This window comes from Sinomonas sp. ASV322 (assembly GCF_030908245.1).
GTDB lineage: Bacteria > Actinomycetota > Actinomycetes > Actinomycetales > Micrococcaceae > Sinomonas.
In genome coordinates, this window is the sequence record NZ_JAVFJJ010000003.1 from 329,013 (window position 1) to 346,482 (window position 17,470).

At 70.5% G+C, this 17,470-nt stretch carries 16 protein-coding genes; 12 read left to right on the forward strand and 4 right to left on the reverse strand.

Annotated features, from left to right (window positions below; genetic code table 11):
* Positions 1 to 7 precede the first annotated feature (7 nt).
* The 5 genes from tsaE to RBS12_RS06345 all read left to right on the forward strand — a co-directional run bounded on the left by tsaE (position 8) and on the right by RBS12_RS06345 (position 3,850).
* A complete protein-coding gene (tsaE, locus tag RBS12_RS06325; RefSeq protein WP_307965295.1) occupies positions 8 to 661 on the forward strand; it encodes a tRNA (adenosine(37)-N6)-threonylcarbamoyltransferase complex ATPase subunit type 1 TsaE in 654 nt (217 codons plus the stop codon).
* Entirely contained in the window at positions 658 to 1,413 is a 756-nt protein-coding gene (tsaB, locus tag RBS12_RS06330) for a tRNA (adenosine(37)-N6)-threonylcarbamoyltransferase complex dimerization subunit type 1 TsaB (protein WP_307965219.1), read from the forward strand. Before tsaE ends, tsaB begins: the two co-directional genes overlap by 4 nt.
* A complete protein-coding gene (gene rimI, locus RBS12_RS06335; RefSeq protein ID WP_307965220.1) occupies positions 1,413 to 1,958 on the forward strand; it encodes a ribosomal protein S18-alanine N-acetyltransferase in 546 nt (181 codons plus the stop codon). The genes tsaB and rimI overlap by 1 nt, the downstream gene beginning before the upstream one ends.
* A complete protein-coding gene (tsaD, locus tag RBS12_RS06340; RefSeq protein ID WP_307965221.1) occupies positions 1,955 to 3,028 on the forward strand; it encodes a tRNA (adenosine(37)-N6)-threonylcarbamoyltransferase complex transferase subunit TsaD in 1,074 nt (357 codons plus the stop codon). Before rimI ends, tsaD begins: the two co-directional genes overlap by 4 nt.
* A gap of 447 nt (positions 3,029 to 3,475) precedes the next feature.
* Positions 3,476 to 3,850, forward strand: coding sequence for a DUF559 domain-containing protein (locus RBS12_RS06345; protein WP_307965222.1), 375 nt, complete (start codon positions 3,476 to 3,478; stop codon positions 3,848 to 3,850).
* Positions 3,851 to 3,863: 13 nt separating this feature from the next.
* Here the strand turns inward: RBS12_RS06345 and RBS12_RS06350 are convergent, their stop codons facing one another.
* The 3 genes from RBS12_RS06350 to RBS12_RS06360 form a co-directional block, all read right to left on the reverse strand.
* On the reverse strand, positions 3,864 to 4,040 hold the full coding sequence (locus tag RBS12_RS06350; RefSeq protein WP_307965223.1) for a hypothetical protein: 177 nt from the start codon (positions 4,038 to 4,040) through the stop codon (positions 3,864 to 3,866).
* The gene (locus RBS12_RS06355; protein ID WP_307965224.1) at positions 4,037 to 5,182 is read right to left on the reverse strand and encodes a glutamate--cysteine ligase; all 1,146 of its coding nucleotides are present in this window, start codon (positions 5,180 to 5,182) and stop codon (positions 4,037 to 4,039) included. Before RBS12_RS06355 ends, RBS12_RS06350 begins: the two co-directional genes overlap by 4 nt.
* Before the next feature lie 243 nt (positions 5,183 to 5,425).
* On the reverse strand, positions 5,426 to 7,108 hold the full coding sequence (locus RBS12_RS06360; protein WP_307965225.1) for an acyl-CoA dehydrogenase family protein: 1,683 nt from the start codon (positions 7,106 to 7,108) through the stop codon (positions 5,426 to 5,428).
* A gap of 66 nt (positions 7,109 to 7,174) precedes the next feature.
* Here RBS12_RS06360 and RBS12_RS06365 point away from each other — a divergent pair, with 66 nt between their 5' ends.
* Complete coding sequence (locus RBS12_RS06365) at positions 7,175 to 8,035, forward strand: shikimate 5-dehydrogenase (protein ID WP_307965226.1); 861 nt, start codon at positions 7,175 to 7,177, stop codon at positions 8,033 to 8,035.
* A 184-nt stretch (positions 8,036 to 8,219) separates the two neighbouring features.
* On the opposite strand, the gene RBS12_RS06370 is transcribed toward RBS12_RS06365, so the two are convergent.
* Positions 8,220 to 9,455 carry an SAM-dependent methyltransferase gene (locus RBS12_RS06370; RefSeq protein WP_307965227.1) on the reverse strand — a complete coding sequence of 412 codons (1,236 nt, stop codon included), beginning with the start codon at positions 9,453 to 9,455 and terminating at the stop codon, positions 8,220 to 8,222.
* A 61-nt stretch (positions 9,456 to 9,516) separates the two neighbouring features.
* Here RBS12_RS06370 and RBS12_RS06375 point away from each other — a divergent pair, with 61 nt between their 5' ends.
* From RBS12_RS06375 to RBS12_RS06400, 6 genes are all read left to right on the forward strand, one after another.
* Positions 9,517 to 9,888 carry a hypothetical protein gene (locus RBS12_RS06375; protein ID WP_307965228.1) on the forward strand — a complete coding sequence of 124 codons (372 nt, stop codon included), beginning with the start codon at positions 9,517 to 9,519 and terminating at the stop codon, positions 9,886 to 9,888.
* A 254-nt stretch (positions 9,889 to 10,142) separates the two neighbouring features.
* Positions 10,143 to 10,439, forward strand: coding sequence for a co-chaperone GroES (gene groES, locus RBS12_RS06380; protein WP_229229745.1), 297 nt, complete (start codon positions 10,143 to 10,145; stop codon positions 10,437 to 10,439).
* A 91-nt stretch (positions 10,440 to 10,530) separates the two neighbouring features.
* Entirely contained in the window at positions 10,531 to 12,138 is a 1,608-nt protein-coding gene (gene groL / locus RBS12_RS06385; RefSeq protein ID WP_307965229.1) for a chaperonin GroEL, read from the forward strand.
* A gap of 175 nt (positions 12,139 to 12,313) precedes the next feature.
* Positions 12,314 to 14,428, forward strand: a complete 2,115-nt coding sequence (locus RBS12_RS06390) for an acyltransferase family protein (protein WP_307965230.1) — start codon at positions 12,314 to 12,316, stop codon at positions 14,426 to 14,428.
* 177 nt (positions 14,429 to 14,605) lie between these two features.
* Positions 14,606 to 16,117 carry an IMP dehydrogenase gene (gene guaB / locus RBS12_RS06395; protein WP_307965231.1) on the forward strand — a complete coding sequence of 504 codons (1,512 nt, stop codon included), beginning with the start codon at positions 14,606 to 14,608 and terminating at the stop codon, positions 16,115 to 16,117.
* A gap of 185 nt (positions 16,118 to 16,302) precedes the next feature.
* The gene (locus RBS12_RS06400; protein WP_307965232.1) at positions 16,303 to 17,439 is read left to right on the forward strand and encodes a GuaB3 family IMP dehydrogenase-related protein; all 1,137 of its coding nucleotides are present in this window, start codon (positions 16,303 to 16,305) and stop codon (positions 17,437 to 17,439) included.
* Positions 17,440 to 17,470: the final 31 nt, after the last annotated feature.

Sequence of the window (17,470 nt, forward strand, 5' to 3'; positions counted from 1 at the left end):
AAGCACCATGCACCCCGCGTCCGCGCCGGATGCGGCATGGGAGCTTCGGGCCCGGCCGACGACGGCGGAGGAGACCCAAGCGCTCGGCTCGGCCCTCGGCGAGGTGCTCCGTGCGGGCGACCTCGTCGTGCTGACCGGCGGGCTCGGGGCCGGGAAGACGACGTTCACGCAGGGCCTCGGCGCGGGCCTGGGCGTCCGCGGCGGGGTGATCTCGCCGACGTTCGTGCTCGTGCGCATCCACCCGAACCTGCCGTCCGGGCCCCGTCCGGGGGGACCCGATCTCGTGCACGTTGACGCGTACCGGCTCGAGGGCGAGGACGAGATTGACGACCTCGACCTCGAGAACTGGGCGGACACCTCTGTCACGGTCGTCGAATGGGGGCGCGGGCGCGTCGAGCACCTCGCCGAATCGTGGCTCGACATCGAGCTCGTCCGCGGGCCGGCCGGCGATCCGCCGGGGGAGACGGCCGTCGGCTCTGCTGTCGGCGCGGATCCCGACGTCGACTTCGACCCGCAGTTCGCGGACGCCTCTGTCGACGAGGAGTACGACGACGACGAGCCGCGCCTCGTCGTCGTCCGCGGCTTCGGACCGCGCTGGGCGGAGCTGCCCGCGCTGCCCGGTGCTGAACAGGCCTCGGCTTGGACAGGAGGCGCGCGATGATCCTCCTCGCGATCGACACGTCCGCGATCGCCTCGGCCGCGCTCCTGCGCTGGCACGACGGCGACGCCGAGGCCGCACTCCTAGCGCAGTTCGCGACCGAGGACACGAAGTCCCACGCCGAGGTACTCGCGCCCGGCATCCGCGCCCTCCTCGACGAGCAGGGCCTCACGGGCGCCCACGTTGACCGCATCGTCGTGGGCGTCGGGCCGGGGCCGTTCACGGGCCTCCGCTCGGGCATCGCGACGGCCCGGGCCCTCGCGTTCGCGTGGGACGTTCCGCTGGGAGGGCTCATGAGCCTCGACGCGGTCGCGTGGGACGTCGTCGCGTCGGGCTCCTCCGTCCAGACGATCCGCGGGCCCCGCTCGACGCCCGCGTCCGGCGAGACGGACGCGCGGCCCCTTGCGGCGCCGTCGTCCGATTTCCTCGTCGCGACGGACGCGCGCCGCCGCGAAGTGTATTGGGGACGGTACACCGCCTCTGGGGCACTCCTCGACGGTCCCCACGTCGCGTACCCCGACGCCCTCCCGCCGCTCCCGGCCTACGGGGCCGGAGCCGGGATCTACGGCGAGAAGCTCGCGGCGGCAGGCGCCGTCGTCGTCCCCGGGTTCGAGCGAGCCCAGCCGACCGCCGCGTCCCTCGGCCTCGCCGCCGTCGAACGGCTCGCGCGCGGCCAGGCACTCCTCGACACGGCACCGCGCTACCTGCGGGAATCGGACGCTCAGGTGCCCGGCCCCCGGAAGAAAGCCTTGTGATGGGCGCGCTTCCCGCGGGAGTCGTGCTCCGCGACATGACGGAGGCGGACGTTCCGGCAGTCCACGCCCTCGAAGTCGAGCTGTTCCCCATCGACGCGTGGCCCGAACGCATGTTCCGGGACGAGCTCTCGCAGCCTGAGACGCGGCGCTACTACGTCGCTGAGGAGCGCAGCGGGGACGTCACGCCGACCGGGCCGGGCCGGATCGTCGCGTACGCGGGGGTCATGTGCGTGCCGCCGATCGCGGACGTGCAGACGATCGCCGTCGTGCCCGAGCGCGAGGGGCGGGGCATCGGCTCCGCCGTGCTCGACGAGCTCATCGCGGAGGCGCGGCGCCGCGGCGCGCGGGACGTCCTGCTGGAGGTCCGCGCCGACAATCCGCGCGCCCAGGCGCTGTACCGGCGCTTCGGGTTCGTGCAGATCCACACGCGTCGGCGCTACTACCGGGACGGCGTCGACGCGCTCATCATGCAGCTGCCGCTCGAGGCCGCGCCCTCGGGCGGGGCTGAATCGGGCGGGGGAGAAGCAGTGGGAGGAGCCCAGTGAACCAGCCGCTCGTGCTCGGCATCGAGTCCTCGTGCGACGAGACGGGCGTCGGGATCGTGCGCGGCACGACGCTGCTCGCCAACACCGTGTCCTCGTCCATGGACGAGCACGTGCGCTTCGGCGGCGTCATCCCCGAGATCGCGTCGCGCGCGCATCTCGACGCGCTCGTGCCGGCCCTGCGCGAGGCGCTCGAGACGGCCGGCGTGACGCTCGACGAGATCGACGCCCTCGCGGTCACCTCCGGGCCCGGCCTCGCGGGCGCCCTCATGGTCGGCGTGTGCGGCGCCAAGGCGCTCTCCGTCGCGACGGGGAAACCCCTGTACGCGATCAACCACCTTGTCGCGCATGTCGGCGTAGGGCTCCTCGACGGCGGCGTCTACGGCGGTCGGCTGCCCGAGGACCTCGGCGCGCTGCTCGTCTCGGGCGGGCACACCGAGATCCTGCGCGTGCGGAACATCGCGTCTGATGTCGAACTGCTCGGCTCCACGATCGACGATGCCGCGGGCGAGGCGTACGACAAGGTCGCGCGCCTCCTCGGACTCGGCTACCCCGGCGGGCCTGCGATCGACGGGCTCGCCCGCGAGGGCGATCCGAAGGCCTTCCGCTTCCCGCGCGGCCTCACGCAGCCCAAGTACATGGGCACGGCCGAGGTGCCGGGACCGCACCGCTACGACTGGTCGTTCTCGGGGCTCAAGACCGCCGTCGCGCGGTGCGTCGAGCAGCACGAGGCCGCGGGGAAGCCCGTGCCCGTCGCGGACATCGCCGCCTCGTTCCAGGAGGCGGTCGTGGACGTGGTGACGGCGAAGGCCGTCCTCGCGTGCCGCGAGCAAGGCATCCGGAACCTGCTCCTCGGCGGGGGAGTGGCTGCCAATTCGCGGCTGCGCGAGCTCACGGCGTCCCGGTGTGCCGAGGCGGGGATCTCGCTCGCCGTGCCGTCGTTCTCGCTCTGCACCGACAACGGGGCGATGGTCGCGGCCCTCGCGGCCCGCGTGATCATGGACGGCGGCGCGCCGAGCGACCTCGCGTTCGCCCCGGACTCGTCGCTGCCCGTGACGACCGTCTCCGTCTGAGTACGGCTTCGATCGCCACAATTCACCGAGGTTTGGCGTCGAATTCGACCGCTAGCGCCGTGAATTGTGGCGAATCTCGGGCGAGACGGGCGGCCCAGGTTATCCACATACGGGCAATGCGCTTTGCCGACGCCACGTGAGTCGGGGCAGGCTGTTTCCTATGGGGGGACCGGAACAGCTCTTAGCTAGCCTCGGCGGAAGCGCCGCAACACGGGACCTGCGTCGGTGCTTCACGCAGAGCCAACTGGAGCGGGCGCTGCAGGCCGGTGAGCTCGTGCGGCCGCGGAAGGGCGTCTACGCCTTGGCCTCTCTCGATGAAGCGCATCGGGTTGCGCTCGAGTGCGGCAGTGTGCTCTATGGTCGCTCGGCCGCATTGGCGCATGGGCTCGGCGTTCTGGAGAGGCCACGGGCCGGAACAAGCGAGCGCTGCGACGGGTCCTCGCCCACATGGACGGACGCGCGGCAAATCCGTTTGAGTCGGGCCTGCGGGCGGCGTGCCTCGACGCTGGCGTCAAGCTGGAGCCCCAGCTGCGGATTGCCACCCGTGGGGGCACCTTCGTCGTGGACCTCGGGTCAGCGCTCTATCGCGTGACGGCCGAAGCAGACAGCTTTGAGTGGCATGGCGGACGCGAAGCCTTGCACCGAGACTGCACCCGGTACAACGAGCTGGTCCGAGATTCCTGGACCGTGCTTCGGTTCAGCTGGGAGCACGTCATGTTCGACCGGGTGTGGGTGGGCCAGCTCGTCGCCGATGTCATCGAAGATGCGAAAGGCCACAAGTCGCGCGCGAAACAAGCCAGATCAGCGCCCTCGGCGCCCTGAATTGTGTCCTTCGCTACCGCCGCCGGCGCCACGCGATGATGGCCTCGACGCCCGCGTAGACGATCGCGATCGCCACGACCGCGAGGGCAGCCTGGCCGTGCGACGTCGCCGCGAGCAGTCCGGCGACCACCGCGAGGACGAACACGAGCCGCCCAGGCGAGCGGCGTCGTCGTCCGTCGTTGGGGCTCACGCTGGATGGCCCTCGCGCATGAGGCGGGCTTCTTCGAGGACGACGGCGCGAAGGTCGCCCGCGTGCTCCTCCGCGATGCGGCGCTGGCGCTGATAGCCGGCCCCGCGGCGCACGATGCCTTCCACGTCGCGGAGCTCATCCTCGCAGCCGAGGTCCCGGGCAATGGGCTCGAGCCGGGTGACGGTCTCTGCGAGGTGCTCGGTCACGAGCTTCTCGTTGCCCTGCGCGTCGAGGATGATGATCGCGTCCAGGCCGTAGCGGGCCGAGCGCCACTTGTTCTCCTGGACGTGCCACGGCGGCATCGTCGGGATCGTGCCGCCCGCGTCGAGCGTCCGGGACGCCTCTTCGACAAGGCATTGGGTGAGCGCCCCGATCGCGCCGACCTCCTCGAGGGTCGAGAGGCCGTCGCACACACGCATCTCGATCGTTCCGAGGCGCGGCACCGGACGGATGTCCCAGCGGATCTCGCTGATGATGTCGATGACGCCGGTCGTGAGCATGTCGTCGACATAGCGCTCGAACCCGGCCCAATCGGGGAACTGGAACGGGAGCCCCGCGGTCGGAAGCTGCTGGAACATGAGGGCACGCTGCGACGCGTAGCCCGTGTCCTCGCCGCTCCAGAACGGGCTCGACGCCGAGAGGGCCTGGAAGTGCGGGAAGTAGTTCACGAGGGCGTCGAGGACGGGCATGGCCTTCTCCCGCCGGTCGAGTCCGATGTGCACGTGGACCCCGTAGATGACCATCTGACGGCCCCACCACTGGGTCCGGTCGATGAGCTTCGCGTATCGCTCCTTGTCCGTGACGGGCTGGAGGCGCGGCGGGCTGAAGGGGTGGCTTCCTGCCGAGAAGAGCTCGACGCCGATGCGGTCCGTCACGGCGCGGACCGCAGCCATGGTCGTGGCGAGGTCGGCCTTGGCCTCGGATACCGTGTCGTGGACGCCGGTCACGATCTCGACCGTGTTGAGGAGAAGCTCCTGATGGACGCGGGGGAAGTCGCCGTTGAGCTCTGGACGCTCGGTGAAGACCCGCTGGAGCACTTCGGGGGCCACCGAGACGAGTTCGCCGCCGTGGCGGTCGACGAGCGCGAGCTCCCATTCCATGCCGATCGTGGACTGCTTCGACGCGGCGAAGTCGATGTGCATGGCTTGCCCCCGCGTGCTCGAGCTCCGGCAGGGGCCGCAGCATCCGTACAGAATGTGCCCAGTCTAGGGCAGGGCATGGGTGCGCCTCGTAGGAGTGACTGTGCGTGACGCGAGGCGTCGGTCACGTCCCCATGCCGGGTCCGCGGCTGTCGTGCCGCTTCCCCGCAGTAGTGCCGCTTCCCCTCTATTGGGCTGCGGGTCCGCAGCCCAATAGCGGGGAAGGGCGCCCGGTGCGAGGCTCTATCAGACCCGCGCGAGGATCTCGGCCGTGCGGGCCGTGTCCGGGAGGCACCCGAACCCGAGCGTCCGCTTCTCTCCGAGCCTCGCGGCGAGGAACGCCTCCGCAACGCACGACGGCGCGTGCCCGACGAGGAGGGTGCCCTGCAGGGCGAGGGCGAGCTCTTCGGCCAGCCGGCGGGCCCACGCGTGCGCCTCGCCCGGCTCCCGGGCCGCGTCCCACATGAGCGAGAGGGCCCGGCCCAGCTGCGCGTCGAGGACCGGGTCGACGCCGCGTTGCTGCTCGAGCTCGTCTGCGAGCGCTTCGGCCGAGTCGGGCTCCCGCTCGAGGGCCCGGAGCACGTCGAGCGCCACGACGTTGCCCGATCCCTCCCAGATCGCCATGACGGGCTGCTCGCGATACCGCATCGCGAGGGGGAAGTCCTCGGTGTACCCGTTCCCGCCGAGGCACTCGAGGGCCTCGGCCGCGTGGGCGGGTCCCCGCTGGCAGACCCAGTACTTCGCGACCGCCGTCGCGATCCGTGCAAACGCCTGTTCACGCCGAGCGTCGTTCGTCCCGGTGCCATGAGCAGCCCCGTCCTCGGCGCCGCGGCGCTCGGAAGCCGGCTCCGCGCCGTCGTCGGCCGCCGCAAGCCGCAGCCCAAGCCACGTCGCGGCCTCGGCCTCGAGCGCGAGGTCGGCGAGCACGGACGCCATCGCCGGCTGATCGACGAGGAGGCGGCCGAAGGCGCGGCGGTGCCGCGCGTGCCATACCGCTTCGACCACGCCCTGCCGCATGCCCGCGGCGGTTCCGAGCACGCAGTCGAGACGCGTTTCGTGGACCATGTCGATGATCGTCCGAACGCCGCGCCCTGCGTCGCCGACCCGCCAGCCGAAGGTGTCCTCGAACTCGACCTCGGCCGAGGCGTTTGAGCGGTTGCCGAGCTTCGACTTGAGGCGTACGAGCCGGATCGGATTGCGCGCGCCGTCGTCGAGCACACGGGGAACGAGGAAGCATGAGGGCCCCGCGGGTTCCTGGGCGAGGACGAGGAACGCGTCGCTCATGGGAGCCGAGCAGAACCACTTGTGGCCGGTGATGAGTCCTGTGCCGTCGCCCGCGTCGACCGCCGTGGTCGTGTTCGCGCGGACGTCGGAGCCGCCCTGCCGTTCGGTCATGGCCATGCCCATGAGCGCCCCCGGCTTGGCGGCGGCGGGCAGGAGTCTGGGCTCGTAGCCCGTTCCGTACAGGCGCGGGAGCCACGCCTCGGCGAGGGCCGCCTCGCGCGCCACGACGGGCACCGCCGCATGCGTCATCGAGACGGGACACGCGTGACCGGGCTCGACCTGCGCGAAGAGCATGAATGCCGCCGCGCGGGCCACGTGGGCGCCGGGGCGCGGATCTGCCCATGCGGAGGTGTGGGCGCCGTGGGCCACGGCGTCGCCGAGCACGCGGTGATAAGCGGGGTGATATTCGACTTCGTCGAGGCGCTCGCCGTAGCGGTCGAGCGAGCGCAGCACAGGAACGTGGAGGTTGGCGAGCCGGGCGTTCTCCTGGAACTCGGCCGAACCGACAAGGCGCCCCGCCGCCGCGAGTGCACCGGCCGCCCAGCCCGCACCGTAATGCCGCACGCCGTCGACCAGGCCGGTGTTCGTCGAGAACTCGTCGATTCCCACGCGGGGCGGCGGCTGATTCGCGGACGGCGCTCGCATGGGTCCATTCCACACCCGTCCGATTCACGGGAGCCAGATGGCGCAGAGCCCGGCTAGCCTTGTCGCGTGCCGATCCTGAACAAAGACATGACGCTCTGCATCTCCCTCTCGGCCCGGCCGAGCAACAATGGGACGCGTTTCCACAACTTCCTCTACGAGGCCCTTGGACTCAACTGGATCTACAAGGCGTTTGCGCCCACCAATCTCGAGCAGGCGATCGCTGGCGTCCGCGGGCTGGGCATCCGCGGCTGCGCGGTCTCGATGCCGTACAAGGAGGATGTCATCGCCCTCGTGGACCGCATGGACGCGTCGGCGTCCGCGATCGACTCGGTCAACACGATCGTGAACGACGGCGGGGTCCTCACCGCCTACAACACGGACTACACGGCGATCGCCCAGCTCATCGAGCGCAACGCCCTGGACCCCGCGTGGTCCGTCCTCCTGCGCGGCTCGGGCGGGATGGCGAAGGCGACGGCGGCCGCGTTCCGTGACGCCGGCTTCCGGAATGTGACGATCGTCGCGCGCAACGAAAACGCCGGGCGACCGCTCGCCGAGCTGTACGGCTTCGATTGGGCCCCGGAGCTCGGAGATACGACGGCGGACGTCCTCGTCAACGTCACCCCGATCGGCATGGCCGGCGGCGCCGAGGCGGATTCGCTGTCCTTCCCCGAGACGACGATCGACGCCGCGCGCGCGGTGTTCGACGTCGTCGCCCTCCCGGCGGAGACGCCGCTCGTCAAGGCCGGCCGCGCCGCCGGGGAACCGGGGCGGGGGGAGGGAAAGCCGGGGCGGGGGGAGGGAAAAATCGTGATCAGCGGAGCAGAGGTCATGACGATCCAGGCCCTCGAGCAGTTCGTGCTCTACACGGGCGTGCGCCCGACCGATGAGCAGGTGCGCGCCGCCGAGGAGTTCATGCGGGCGCAGTGAGCCCCTCCGTTTGGGGGTCACCTCACGCGGGTGGGACCCGCAGGAGGTGACCTTTGAATGGGGTGGGACCCGCGGGAGGTGACCTTTGAATGGGGTGGGACCCGCGGGAGGTGACCTTTGAATGGGGTGGGACCCGCGGGAGGACGACGGCGTCGGCGCCCCTCAGTGACGACGGCGGCGCGCGTCAGGCGGGCTCGACGACGGCCGCCACGCGGTCCTCGCCGATGCGGGTGAGCACGAGGGTCGCGCGCTTGTGCGGCGCCTTCCGCGCGGCCCTGCCCAGGCCCGCGAGGAGCAGCTTCCTGAGCTCGTCCGGCGCGACGGCCATTCCGCGCTTCTTGATGTCGAGCGTCGTGATGCCCTCGTCCCGAACCCACTCGCGCAAGGCCCGCACGCTGTAGTGCCGCACTTCGAGGACGCGGTAGGCCCGCGCGAACGGCGTCGGCACGAGGTTCGGCGCGCAGATGTACGCGATGTGGGGGTCCACGAGGTGACCGCCGAGCCGGTCCGCGAGCTCGGCGACGAGCCCCGCGCGGATCACGGCGCCGTCCGGCTCGTAGAGGAAGCCCTCGAGCGGCCCGACGGACGCAACGACGCCTCCGCCGAAGTCCGTCTCGGCCACGAGCTCCGACGCGGAGCCGCCCGCGATCACGAGCGCGGCGCGGCGCACGCTCGGCCGCTTGAGCGCGTTGAAGTACAGCGCGACTTCGGCGACGTCGCCGTCGACCGACACCCATTGCGCTTCGCACCCCGCGGGGACGGACTCGTGGGGGATTCCGGGGCCGAGCTTGACGCCCACCGGCAGGCCGCGGTCGGCGAGGCCGGCCACGAAGCTCAACGGCGGCGAGAACTCCTCCGGGTCCCACAGGCGCGTGGTGCCGGATGTCGTCGTCGTACGACGCGCGGGGTCGAGCCAGACGCCGTCGATCCCCTCCAAGGAGACCGACTGCGCGTCGGCGTGGACGACGCGCGCGTGGGGGAACGGCATGAGGTTGACGGTCGCGCACGCGGCGGTCGCCTCGTCGAGCTCGACGGCGGTGACGTCGAGGTCAAGCGAGGCCATCGCCATCGCGTCCGTGCCGAGCCCACAGCCGAGGTCGGCCACGCGGCGCACCCCCGCGTCGACAAATCGCCGCGCGTGCCACGCCGCGACGTTCAGGCGGGTCGCCTGCTCGAGGCCGGCGCGCGTGAAGAGCATGTGGCGCGCGAACTCCCCGAACTTCGTCTCGGCCTTGAGCCGGAGCCTGGCCTGGCTCAGCACCGCCGCGACGAGGTCGGGGGCGTGGCCCGCCTTGCGGAGTCGGGCGGAGATCGCGAGCGCGTCGTCCTCGCGGTAGGGGCCAAGCGAGTTGAGGAGGTCCCAGCCTTCCGAGGTGAGCAGGGGCGCGAGCTGCTCGGGTGCCTGATGATCGCTGGGCATGGATCAAGCCTAGTTCAGCGCGATTCCCGGCAAGCCCGCCCAAGCCGGATAAGGTTGACGCATGGAGACGACGCCTGCAGACGCCTCACCCGGAGCCGGCAACGGCGGACTCGACCGAATCGCCCGGCCCGTCCTCATCGTCGGGATCGTCCTCGTGGCGCTGTGCGCGGTCCTCCTCATCGTCGTGATCGGCCTCGACGCGTTTACCGCGACCGTCTATTCCGTGGGCGGCAAGAGCATCAACGACCAGACTCCCGAGGCGCAGGCCCTCCGGGACCAGTATCTCGGCGCCAAGATCTTCGCCATCGTCGGGCTCGTGGTCGGCGGCCTCGCGCTCGTGGGCTCCGTTGCGGTGATGTACCTCCACCGCGGACGCGGCAAGGGCAACGACGACGGCGACGACCTGAGCTTCGACGAGCTCGCGGGCGAGTAACCGGGAGCAACTGCAAGCAACCGCGGGTGAGGAACCGTGCGGGGCGCGACGCGGGCGAACGACGACACCGTGTCGTCGGCTGGCACTCGCCCTGACCGAGTGCCAGTTGACCGAGATACCCGTCGCTCAATAGAGTCATGGGTAGCACTCGGCAGGTTCGAGTGCTAATTGTCCAGGCACGCTCCCGGCACCCGCGACGACGGTTGCATGCCCGGTTCCGATTTCCGTGACCCGTTCATGAAAAGGAGAGATCCGTGTCGGTCTCTATCAAGCCCCTCGAGGACCGTATTGTCGTCAAGCCGCTCGAAGCGGAGCAGACCACCGCTTCGGGCCTCGTGATCCCGGACACCGCCAAGGAGAAGCCGCAGGAGGGCGAAGTTGTCGCCGTCGGCCCCGGCCGCGTTGACGACAACGGCAACCGCGTCCCGATCGACGTCACGGTCGGCGACGTCGTCCTCTACTCGAAGTATGGCGGCACCGAGGTCAAGACGGGCGGCGCCGAGTACCTCGTGCTCTCGGCCCGCGACGTCCTCGCGATCGTCGTCAAGTAGTCCCTGCCGAGCAGGACTCATCGCTGCGAGCACCCCGGCCCACGCGGCCGGGGTGCTCGCGGTGAAGCGGACCTGAGTCAAGGAGAAGCGAATGGCAAAGCAGCTCGCATTCAACGCTGACGCCCGCAAGGCCCTCGAGGCCGGCGTCGACAAGCTCGCCAACACCGTCAAGGTGACGCTCGGTCCGCGCGGCCGCAACGTCGTCCTCGACAAGAAGTGGGGCGCGCCGACCATTACGAACGACGGCGTGACCATCGCCCGCGAGGTCGAGCTCGAGGATCCCTACGAGAACCTCGGCGCCCAGCTCGCGAAGGAAGTCGCGACCAAGACCAACGACGTCGCCGGCGACGGCACGACGACGGCCACCGTCCTCGCGCAGGCGCTCGTCAAGGAGGGCCTCCGCAACGTGGCCGCCGGCGCTGCGCCCGGGCAGATCAAGCTCGGCATCGAGGCGGCCGTCGAGGCCGTCGCGATCCGCCTCGGCGAGAACGCGCAGGAGGTCTCGGGCGGCCAGGTCGCCAACGTCGCCGCGATCTCGGCCCAGTCGGAGGAGATCGGCGAGCTTCTCGCCGAGGCCTTCGCGAAGGTCGGCCAGGACGGCGTCATCACGATCGAAGAGGCCTCGACGACGTCGACCGAGCTCGTCCTGACCGAGGGCATGCAGTTCGACAAGGGCTACCTGTCCCCGTACTTCGTGACGGACGCGGAGCGCCAGGAGGCCGTCCTCGAGGACGCGCTCATCCTCATCAACCAGGGCAAGATCTCCTCGCTGCAGGACTTCCTCCCGCTCCTCGAGAAGACGCTCCAGGCCTCGAAGCCGCTCTTCATCATCGCGGAGGACGTCGAGGGCGAGGCCCTTTCGACGCTCATCGTGAACAAGATCCGCGGCACGCTCAACGCCGTCGCGGTCAAAGCCCCGGGCTTCGGCGACCGCCGCAAGGCCATGCTCCAGGACATCGCGACGCTCACGGGCGCGCAGGTCATCTCGCCCGAGGTCGGCCTGACCCTCGACCAGGTGGGTCTTGAGCAGCTTGGTTCGGCTCGCCGCATCACGATCACGAAGGACGCGACGACGATCGTCGACGGCGCCGGAACGGCCGAGGACGTTGCCGCCCGCGTGGCCCAGCTCCGCGCCGAGCTCGCGCGCACCGACTCCGACTGGGACCGCGAGAAGCTCCAGGAGCGCCTCGCGAAGCTCGCCGGCGGCATCGGCGTCATCAAGGTCGGCGCGGCCACCGAGGTCGAGCTCAAGGAGAAGAAGCACCGCATCGAGGACGCCGTGTCCGCGACGCGTGCGGCCCTCGAGGAGGGCATCGTGGCCGGCGGCGGCTCAGCCCTCGTCCACGCGGTCCGCGTCCTCGACGAGAACGAGGACATCCTCGCTCTCGAGGGCGACGTCGCGGTGGGCGCCAACATCGTGCGCCGCGCGCTCATCCAGCCGCTGCGCTGGATCGCGCACAACGCGGGCTTCGACGGCCACGTCGTCGCGGCGCGCGTCGCCGAAGCCGAGGTCAACCACGGCTTCAACGCGAAGACGGGCCAGTACGAGGACCTCATCGCTGCCGGCGTCATCGACCCGGTCAAGGTGACCCGTTCGGCGCTGCGCAACGCGGCGTCGATCGCGGCGCTCGTCCTCACGACCGAGACGCTCGTGGCGGACAAGCCGTCCGACGACGAGCACGCGGGCCACAGCCACTAGGCTCCGCCCGCACCCGCGGTCCACACCACGGAAGGCCGCCCCAGTTCGCTGGGGCGGCCTTTGTGCTTTTCCGGGCCGCGGATTCAAATCACAACGGAGGGACACGGGCTTCACAAGCTCCGCACAGGCCCGCACGAGGGAATGGTGAGGCGATACCGAGGCGAGGGAGTGTGCAGTGCTGGAGGCAGCGAGCGCGGTGGAGGTCAGGCCGGCCTCGAGCGGCGCAGAACGGACGACGACGGCGGGCCACGACGGGCGCGGAATGGCGTCTTCCGCGCCGCTCAAGAGAGCGTTCCGCCCCGAGATCCAGGGTCTCCGCGCCGTCGCGGTGCTCCTCGTGGTCCTGTATCACGTGTGGCTCGGACGAGTCTCCGGGGGAGTCGACGTCTTCCTCATGATCTCGGCGTTCCTCATGACGGGCCAATTCGTCGCGCGCCATCGGCGGGGCGAGCGGACGAGGCTCGTCGCGCACTGGCTCCACGTGTTCCGCAGGCTCCTGCCGGCCGCCGCGGTGACGGTGGCGGGGACGGTGGTCGCCGCCGTCCTCTTCCTCCCGGCGACGCGGTGGAGCGACGTCCTCGAGCAGGGCTGGGCCTCGCTCCTCTACGCCGAGAACTGGCTGCTCCAGAGGGACGCCGTCGACTACTACGCCCAGAACCACGCCCTCGCGAGCCCGTTCCAGCATTTCTGGTCGCTCTCGATTCAGGGGCAGATCTTCATCCTCTTCCCGCTCATGTTCGTCGCCCTCGGAGCGGTCTCGCGAAGGTTCCGCGTGCGCTACGAGCGGGTCCTCGCCGTCGTCCTCGCGTTCGTGTTCGCAGCGTCGCTTGCCTACTCGATCGCCGACACGGCGGCGAACCAGGCGCAGGCCTATTTCTCCCTCCCGGCCCGCGTGTGGGAATTCGCCCTGGGAAGCCTTCTCGCGCTCGTGATCGACCGGGTCCGGGTCCGTCCGTGGGCAGCGCTCGTCCTCGGCTGGGCGGGCGTGGCGTCGATCGTCGCGTGCGGGCTCGTGCTCAACGTCGAGACGGCGTTCCCGGGAGCGATCGCCCTGTGGCCCACCCTGTCCGCGGCCGCGGTCATCCTCGCGGCCCAGCGCGGCGGGCGGTTCGGCGTGCACCGCCTCCTCGCGTCCCGCCCGCTGCGCGGGCTCGGCGACATCTCGTACGGCCTCTACCTGTGGCACTGGCCCGTGCTGGTCATCGCTCTCACGTGGCGGGACAAGGACCGCGCGGGTTGGCTTCTTGGCAGCGCCGCCATCGTCGTCTCGCTCGTCCTGGCCTTCGTGACGATCCGGTTCGTCGACCGCCCGTGGCGCGCGTGGGCCTGGCCCGAGGCCCGGGTGCGGAACGGAATCGTGGCGGTGGCCGCGTGCGCCCTCGTGGCGGCCGTCCCCATCGCGTCGGTCCAGGCGACGGTCCTCACGAAGTCGCATGCCGCCGAAGCCCAAGCGGTTGTCGACAACCCCGGCGCGGAGGCCCTCGCGCCCGGGTACACGAGTCAGGCCTCCCCGACCGCGCAGCTGCTCCCGCTGCCCCAGAACCTCCACAACGACTGGTTCGGACTGCCGTCGAAATGCTCCGCCGATCTCAAGGTTCCCGCATCGCTCGCGGGGAACTGCTCGATGAACACGGTGGCCTCTCCCTCTGGCTCTCAGCAGAAGACCATCGTCGTCGTCGGCGACTCCCACGCCGAGCAATGGACCGCCGCGCTCGAGCCCGTCGCCGAGAAGAACGGCTGGCGCGTCGTGGACCTGCTCCTCGGCGGCTGCCTCTACGCGCCGACCGTGCCGACGGCCAACGCGGCGTGCAACCAGTTCAACGCCAACGTGGCCGCCTACCTCGCCGCGAACCCGCCGAGCGCGGTGTTCATGGTCGGTACCGTCGCGGCGCCGTCGTCGGCCGCGGAGACGCTCACGCCGGGTCTCGACCAGACGGTGTCCGCGCTCACCTCGAAGGGCGTCGAGGTCGTCGCGATCCGCGACAATCCGCGGTTCACCTTCGACATGGCCGAATGCGTCCTCCGCGACGGCCAATCGGCCAGCCAGTGCCGCCCCGGGGCGTCGAGTGTCCTCGCCGAGACGAACCCGCTCACGGCGTTCGCCGCACAGCATCCGGACCACTTCGCGGCGCTCGACATGACGGACCTCATCTGCCCGGACGGGGTGTGCAGCGGCGTCATCGGCAACACGTACGTCTACATCGACGACAACCACCTGACAAAGACGTACGCAGCGACGATGTCCTCCGGCCTCGGAGAAAGGCTCTCGGCTGAGACGGGCTGGGTATAGCAGCCGCCCTTCTAGTGTGGCCTTCGTCACCGTGTGGCCCCGGGGAATGTCCGCCCGGCCAGGGGAAGTTTAGGATAGAGAAACCGCAGCAGACCATGCCCGTAAGCACTGGCTGGTCATCAGCACTTCCCGTCAGTTCGCGCCGCATCCGTCAAGGCGCACGGCCAAGGAGCACTCATGACCACCGCCCCTGAGCACGACCCGTTCGGCTTCCTGGGACTCACCTACGACGACGTCCTCCTGCTGCCCGGGCAGACCGACGTGATCCCCTCGGAAGCCGACACATCCACGCGCCTCTCGCGCCGCATCCGCCTCGGCATCCCGGTCCTCTCCGCCGCGATGGACACCGTGACCGAGGCCCGCATGGCCATCAGCCTCGCCCGGCAGGGCGGCATCGGCATCCTGCACCGCAACCTCTCGATCCAGGACCAGGCCGAGCAGATCGACCAGGTCAAGCGCAGCGAGTCCGGCATGATCACCCGCCCGGTCACGGTGGGCCCGGACGCGACGCTCAAGGAGCTCGACGACCTGTGCGCGCACTACCGCGTCTCGGGCCTCCCGGTCGTGGACGAGAACCGCCGCCTCCTCGGCATTATCACGAACCGCGACACCCGGTTCATCCCGTACGAGGAGTTCGCGAGCCGCAAGGTGCATGAGGTCATGACCCCCATGCCGCTCGTGACGGCGAAGGTCGGGGTGGCCCGCGCCGAGGTCATCGGGCTCCTGGGGAAGCACCGCATCGAGAAGCTTCCGCTCGTCGACGACGCGGGCATCCTCCAGGGCCTCATCACCGTCAAGGACTTCGAGAAGGCGGACCAGTACCCGAACGCGACGAAGGACGACGCCGGGCGGCTCCGCGTGGGCGCGGCTGTCGGCTTCTTCGGGGACGGCTACGAGCGAGCGATGACGATGGTCGAGGCCGGCGTCGACGTCCTCGTCGTCGACACGGCGAACGGCCACAGCCAGGGTGTGCTCGACATGATCGCGCGGCTCAAGAAGGATCCCGCAGCGGCCCACGTCGACGTCATCGGCGGCCAGGCCGCGACGCGCGAGGGCGCCCAGGCGCTCATCGACGCGGGAGCGGACGCGATCAAGGTCGGCGTCGGGCCCGGCTCGATCTGCACGACGCGAGTCGTCGCGGGCGTGGGCGTTCCGCAGATCACCGCGATCTACGAGTCTGCGAAGGCTGCCATCCCGGCCGGCGTCCCGGTGATCGCCGACGGCGGCCTCCAGTACTCGGGCGACATCGGCAAGGCGATCGTCGCTGGCGCCGACTCGGTCATGCTCGGCTCGCTCCTCGCCGGCACGGCAGAGGCCCCGGGCGACGTTGTGTTCATGAACGGCAAGCAGTTCAAGTCGTACCGCGGCATGGGCTCGCTCGGCGCGATGCAGACGCGCGGCAAGAACACCTCGTACTCCAAGGACCGCTACTTCCAGGCCGACGTTCCGAGTGACGAGAAGCTCATCCCAGAGGGGATCGAGGGCCAGGTCGCGTACCGGGGCCCGCTCTCCGCCGTCACCCACCAGCTCATCGGCGGCCTGCGCCAGACGATGTTCTATGTCGGTGCGCACACGATCGACGAGCTCAAGGCGAAGGGCAAGTTCGTCCGGATCACGTCGGCGGGCCTCAAGGAGAGCCACCCGCACGACATCATGATCACCGCCGAGGCGCCGAACTACCGCAAGTAGCGGCCAAGCCCCATTGCGCGGCGCCCCGCGGGAATCGTTCCCGCGGGGCGCTTTAGCCTTGTGGGCGGCGCGTTCCCCGTGACGGACGGGGCCCGCTCGTTCGAGGCGAGGCCCGCGCGTGACGAGGGGAGCGGGGACAGGCCCCGACAGGCCGCGGACCGCGCCGGTCGACTAAGGTAGAGGCCGTGACCTACGAGATCGAAATCGGCCGTGGCAAGCGCGGGCGGCGCGCGTACTCTCTCGACGACATCGCGATCGTCCCCAATCGGCGGACCCGTGATCCCCACGACGTCTCGGTCTCGTGGCAGATCGACGCCTATCGCTTCGAGATGCCGGTCATCGCCGCCCCGATGGACTCGGTCATGTCTCCGGCCACGGCCGTCGAGCTCGGCCGTCTCGGAGGCCTCGGCGTCCTCGACCTCGAGGGCCTCTGGACGCGCTACGAAGAGCCCGAGCCCGTCCTTGCCGAGATCGCCGCCCTCGAGGGCGAGCCGTCGGACCCGGCCGTGACCCGGAGGCTCCAGGAGCTCTACACCAAGCCCGTCGACCCCGAACTCATCACGTCGCGCCTGGCCGAAATCCGCGCGTCGGGCGTTACGGTCGCCGGCGCCCTCACCCCGTCGGGCACGGTGCAGCACTACAAGACGGTCATCGCCGCCGGTGTCGACCTGTTCGTCATCCGCGGCACGACCGTTTCGGCCGAGCACGTCTCGAAGAACCAGGAGCCGCTCAACCTCAAGAAGTTCATCTACGAGCTCGACGTCCCCGTCATCGTGGGCGGCGCGGCCGGCTACACGCCCGCGCTGCACCTCATGCGCACGGGCGCGGCGGGTGTGCTCGTGGGCTTCGGCGGAGGAGCGACGACGACGACGCGGCGCGCCCTGGGCATCCACTCGCCCCTCGCATCGGCCATCAGCGATGTCGCCGCCGCGCGCCGGGACTACATGGACGAATCGGGCGGGCGCTACGTGCATGTCATTGCCGACGGCGGCATGGGCACGTCCGGCGCGATCATCAAGGCCATCGCGATGGGCGCCGATGCCGTCATGCTCGGCTCGGCCCTTGCGCGCGCCGAAGAGGCTCCCGGCCGCGGCTGGCACTGGGGGGCCGAGGCTCACCACCCCGAGACCCCGCGCGGCGAGCGCGTCAACGTCGGCACGGTGGGGCCCATGAGCGAGGTCCTGTTCGGCCCGGGGCACCACGCGGACGGCACGTCGAACCTCGTGGGGATGCTGCGACGGTCGATGGCCACGAGCGGCTACTCCGACCTCAAGGAGTTCCAGCGCGTCGACGTCGTCGTGTCGCCGTACGCAGGCCAGTAGGCGCTTGACGGCCTGCCTGGACTCCATACAG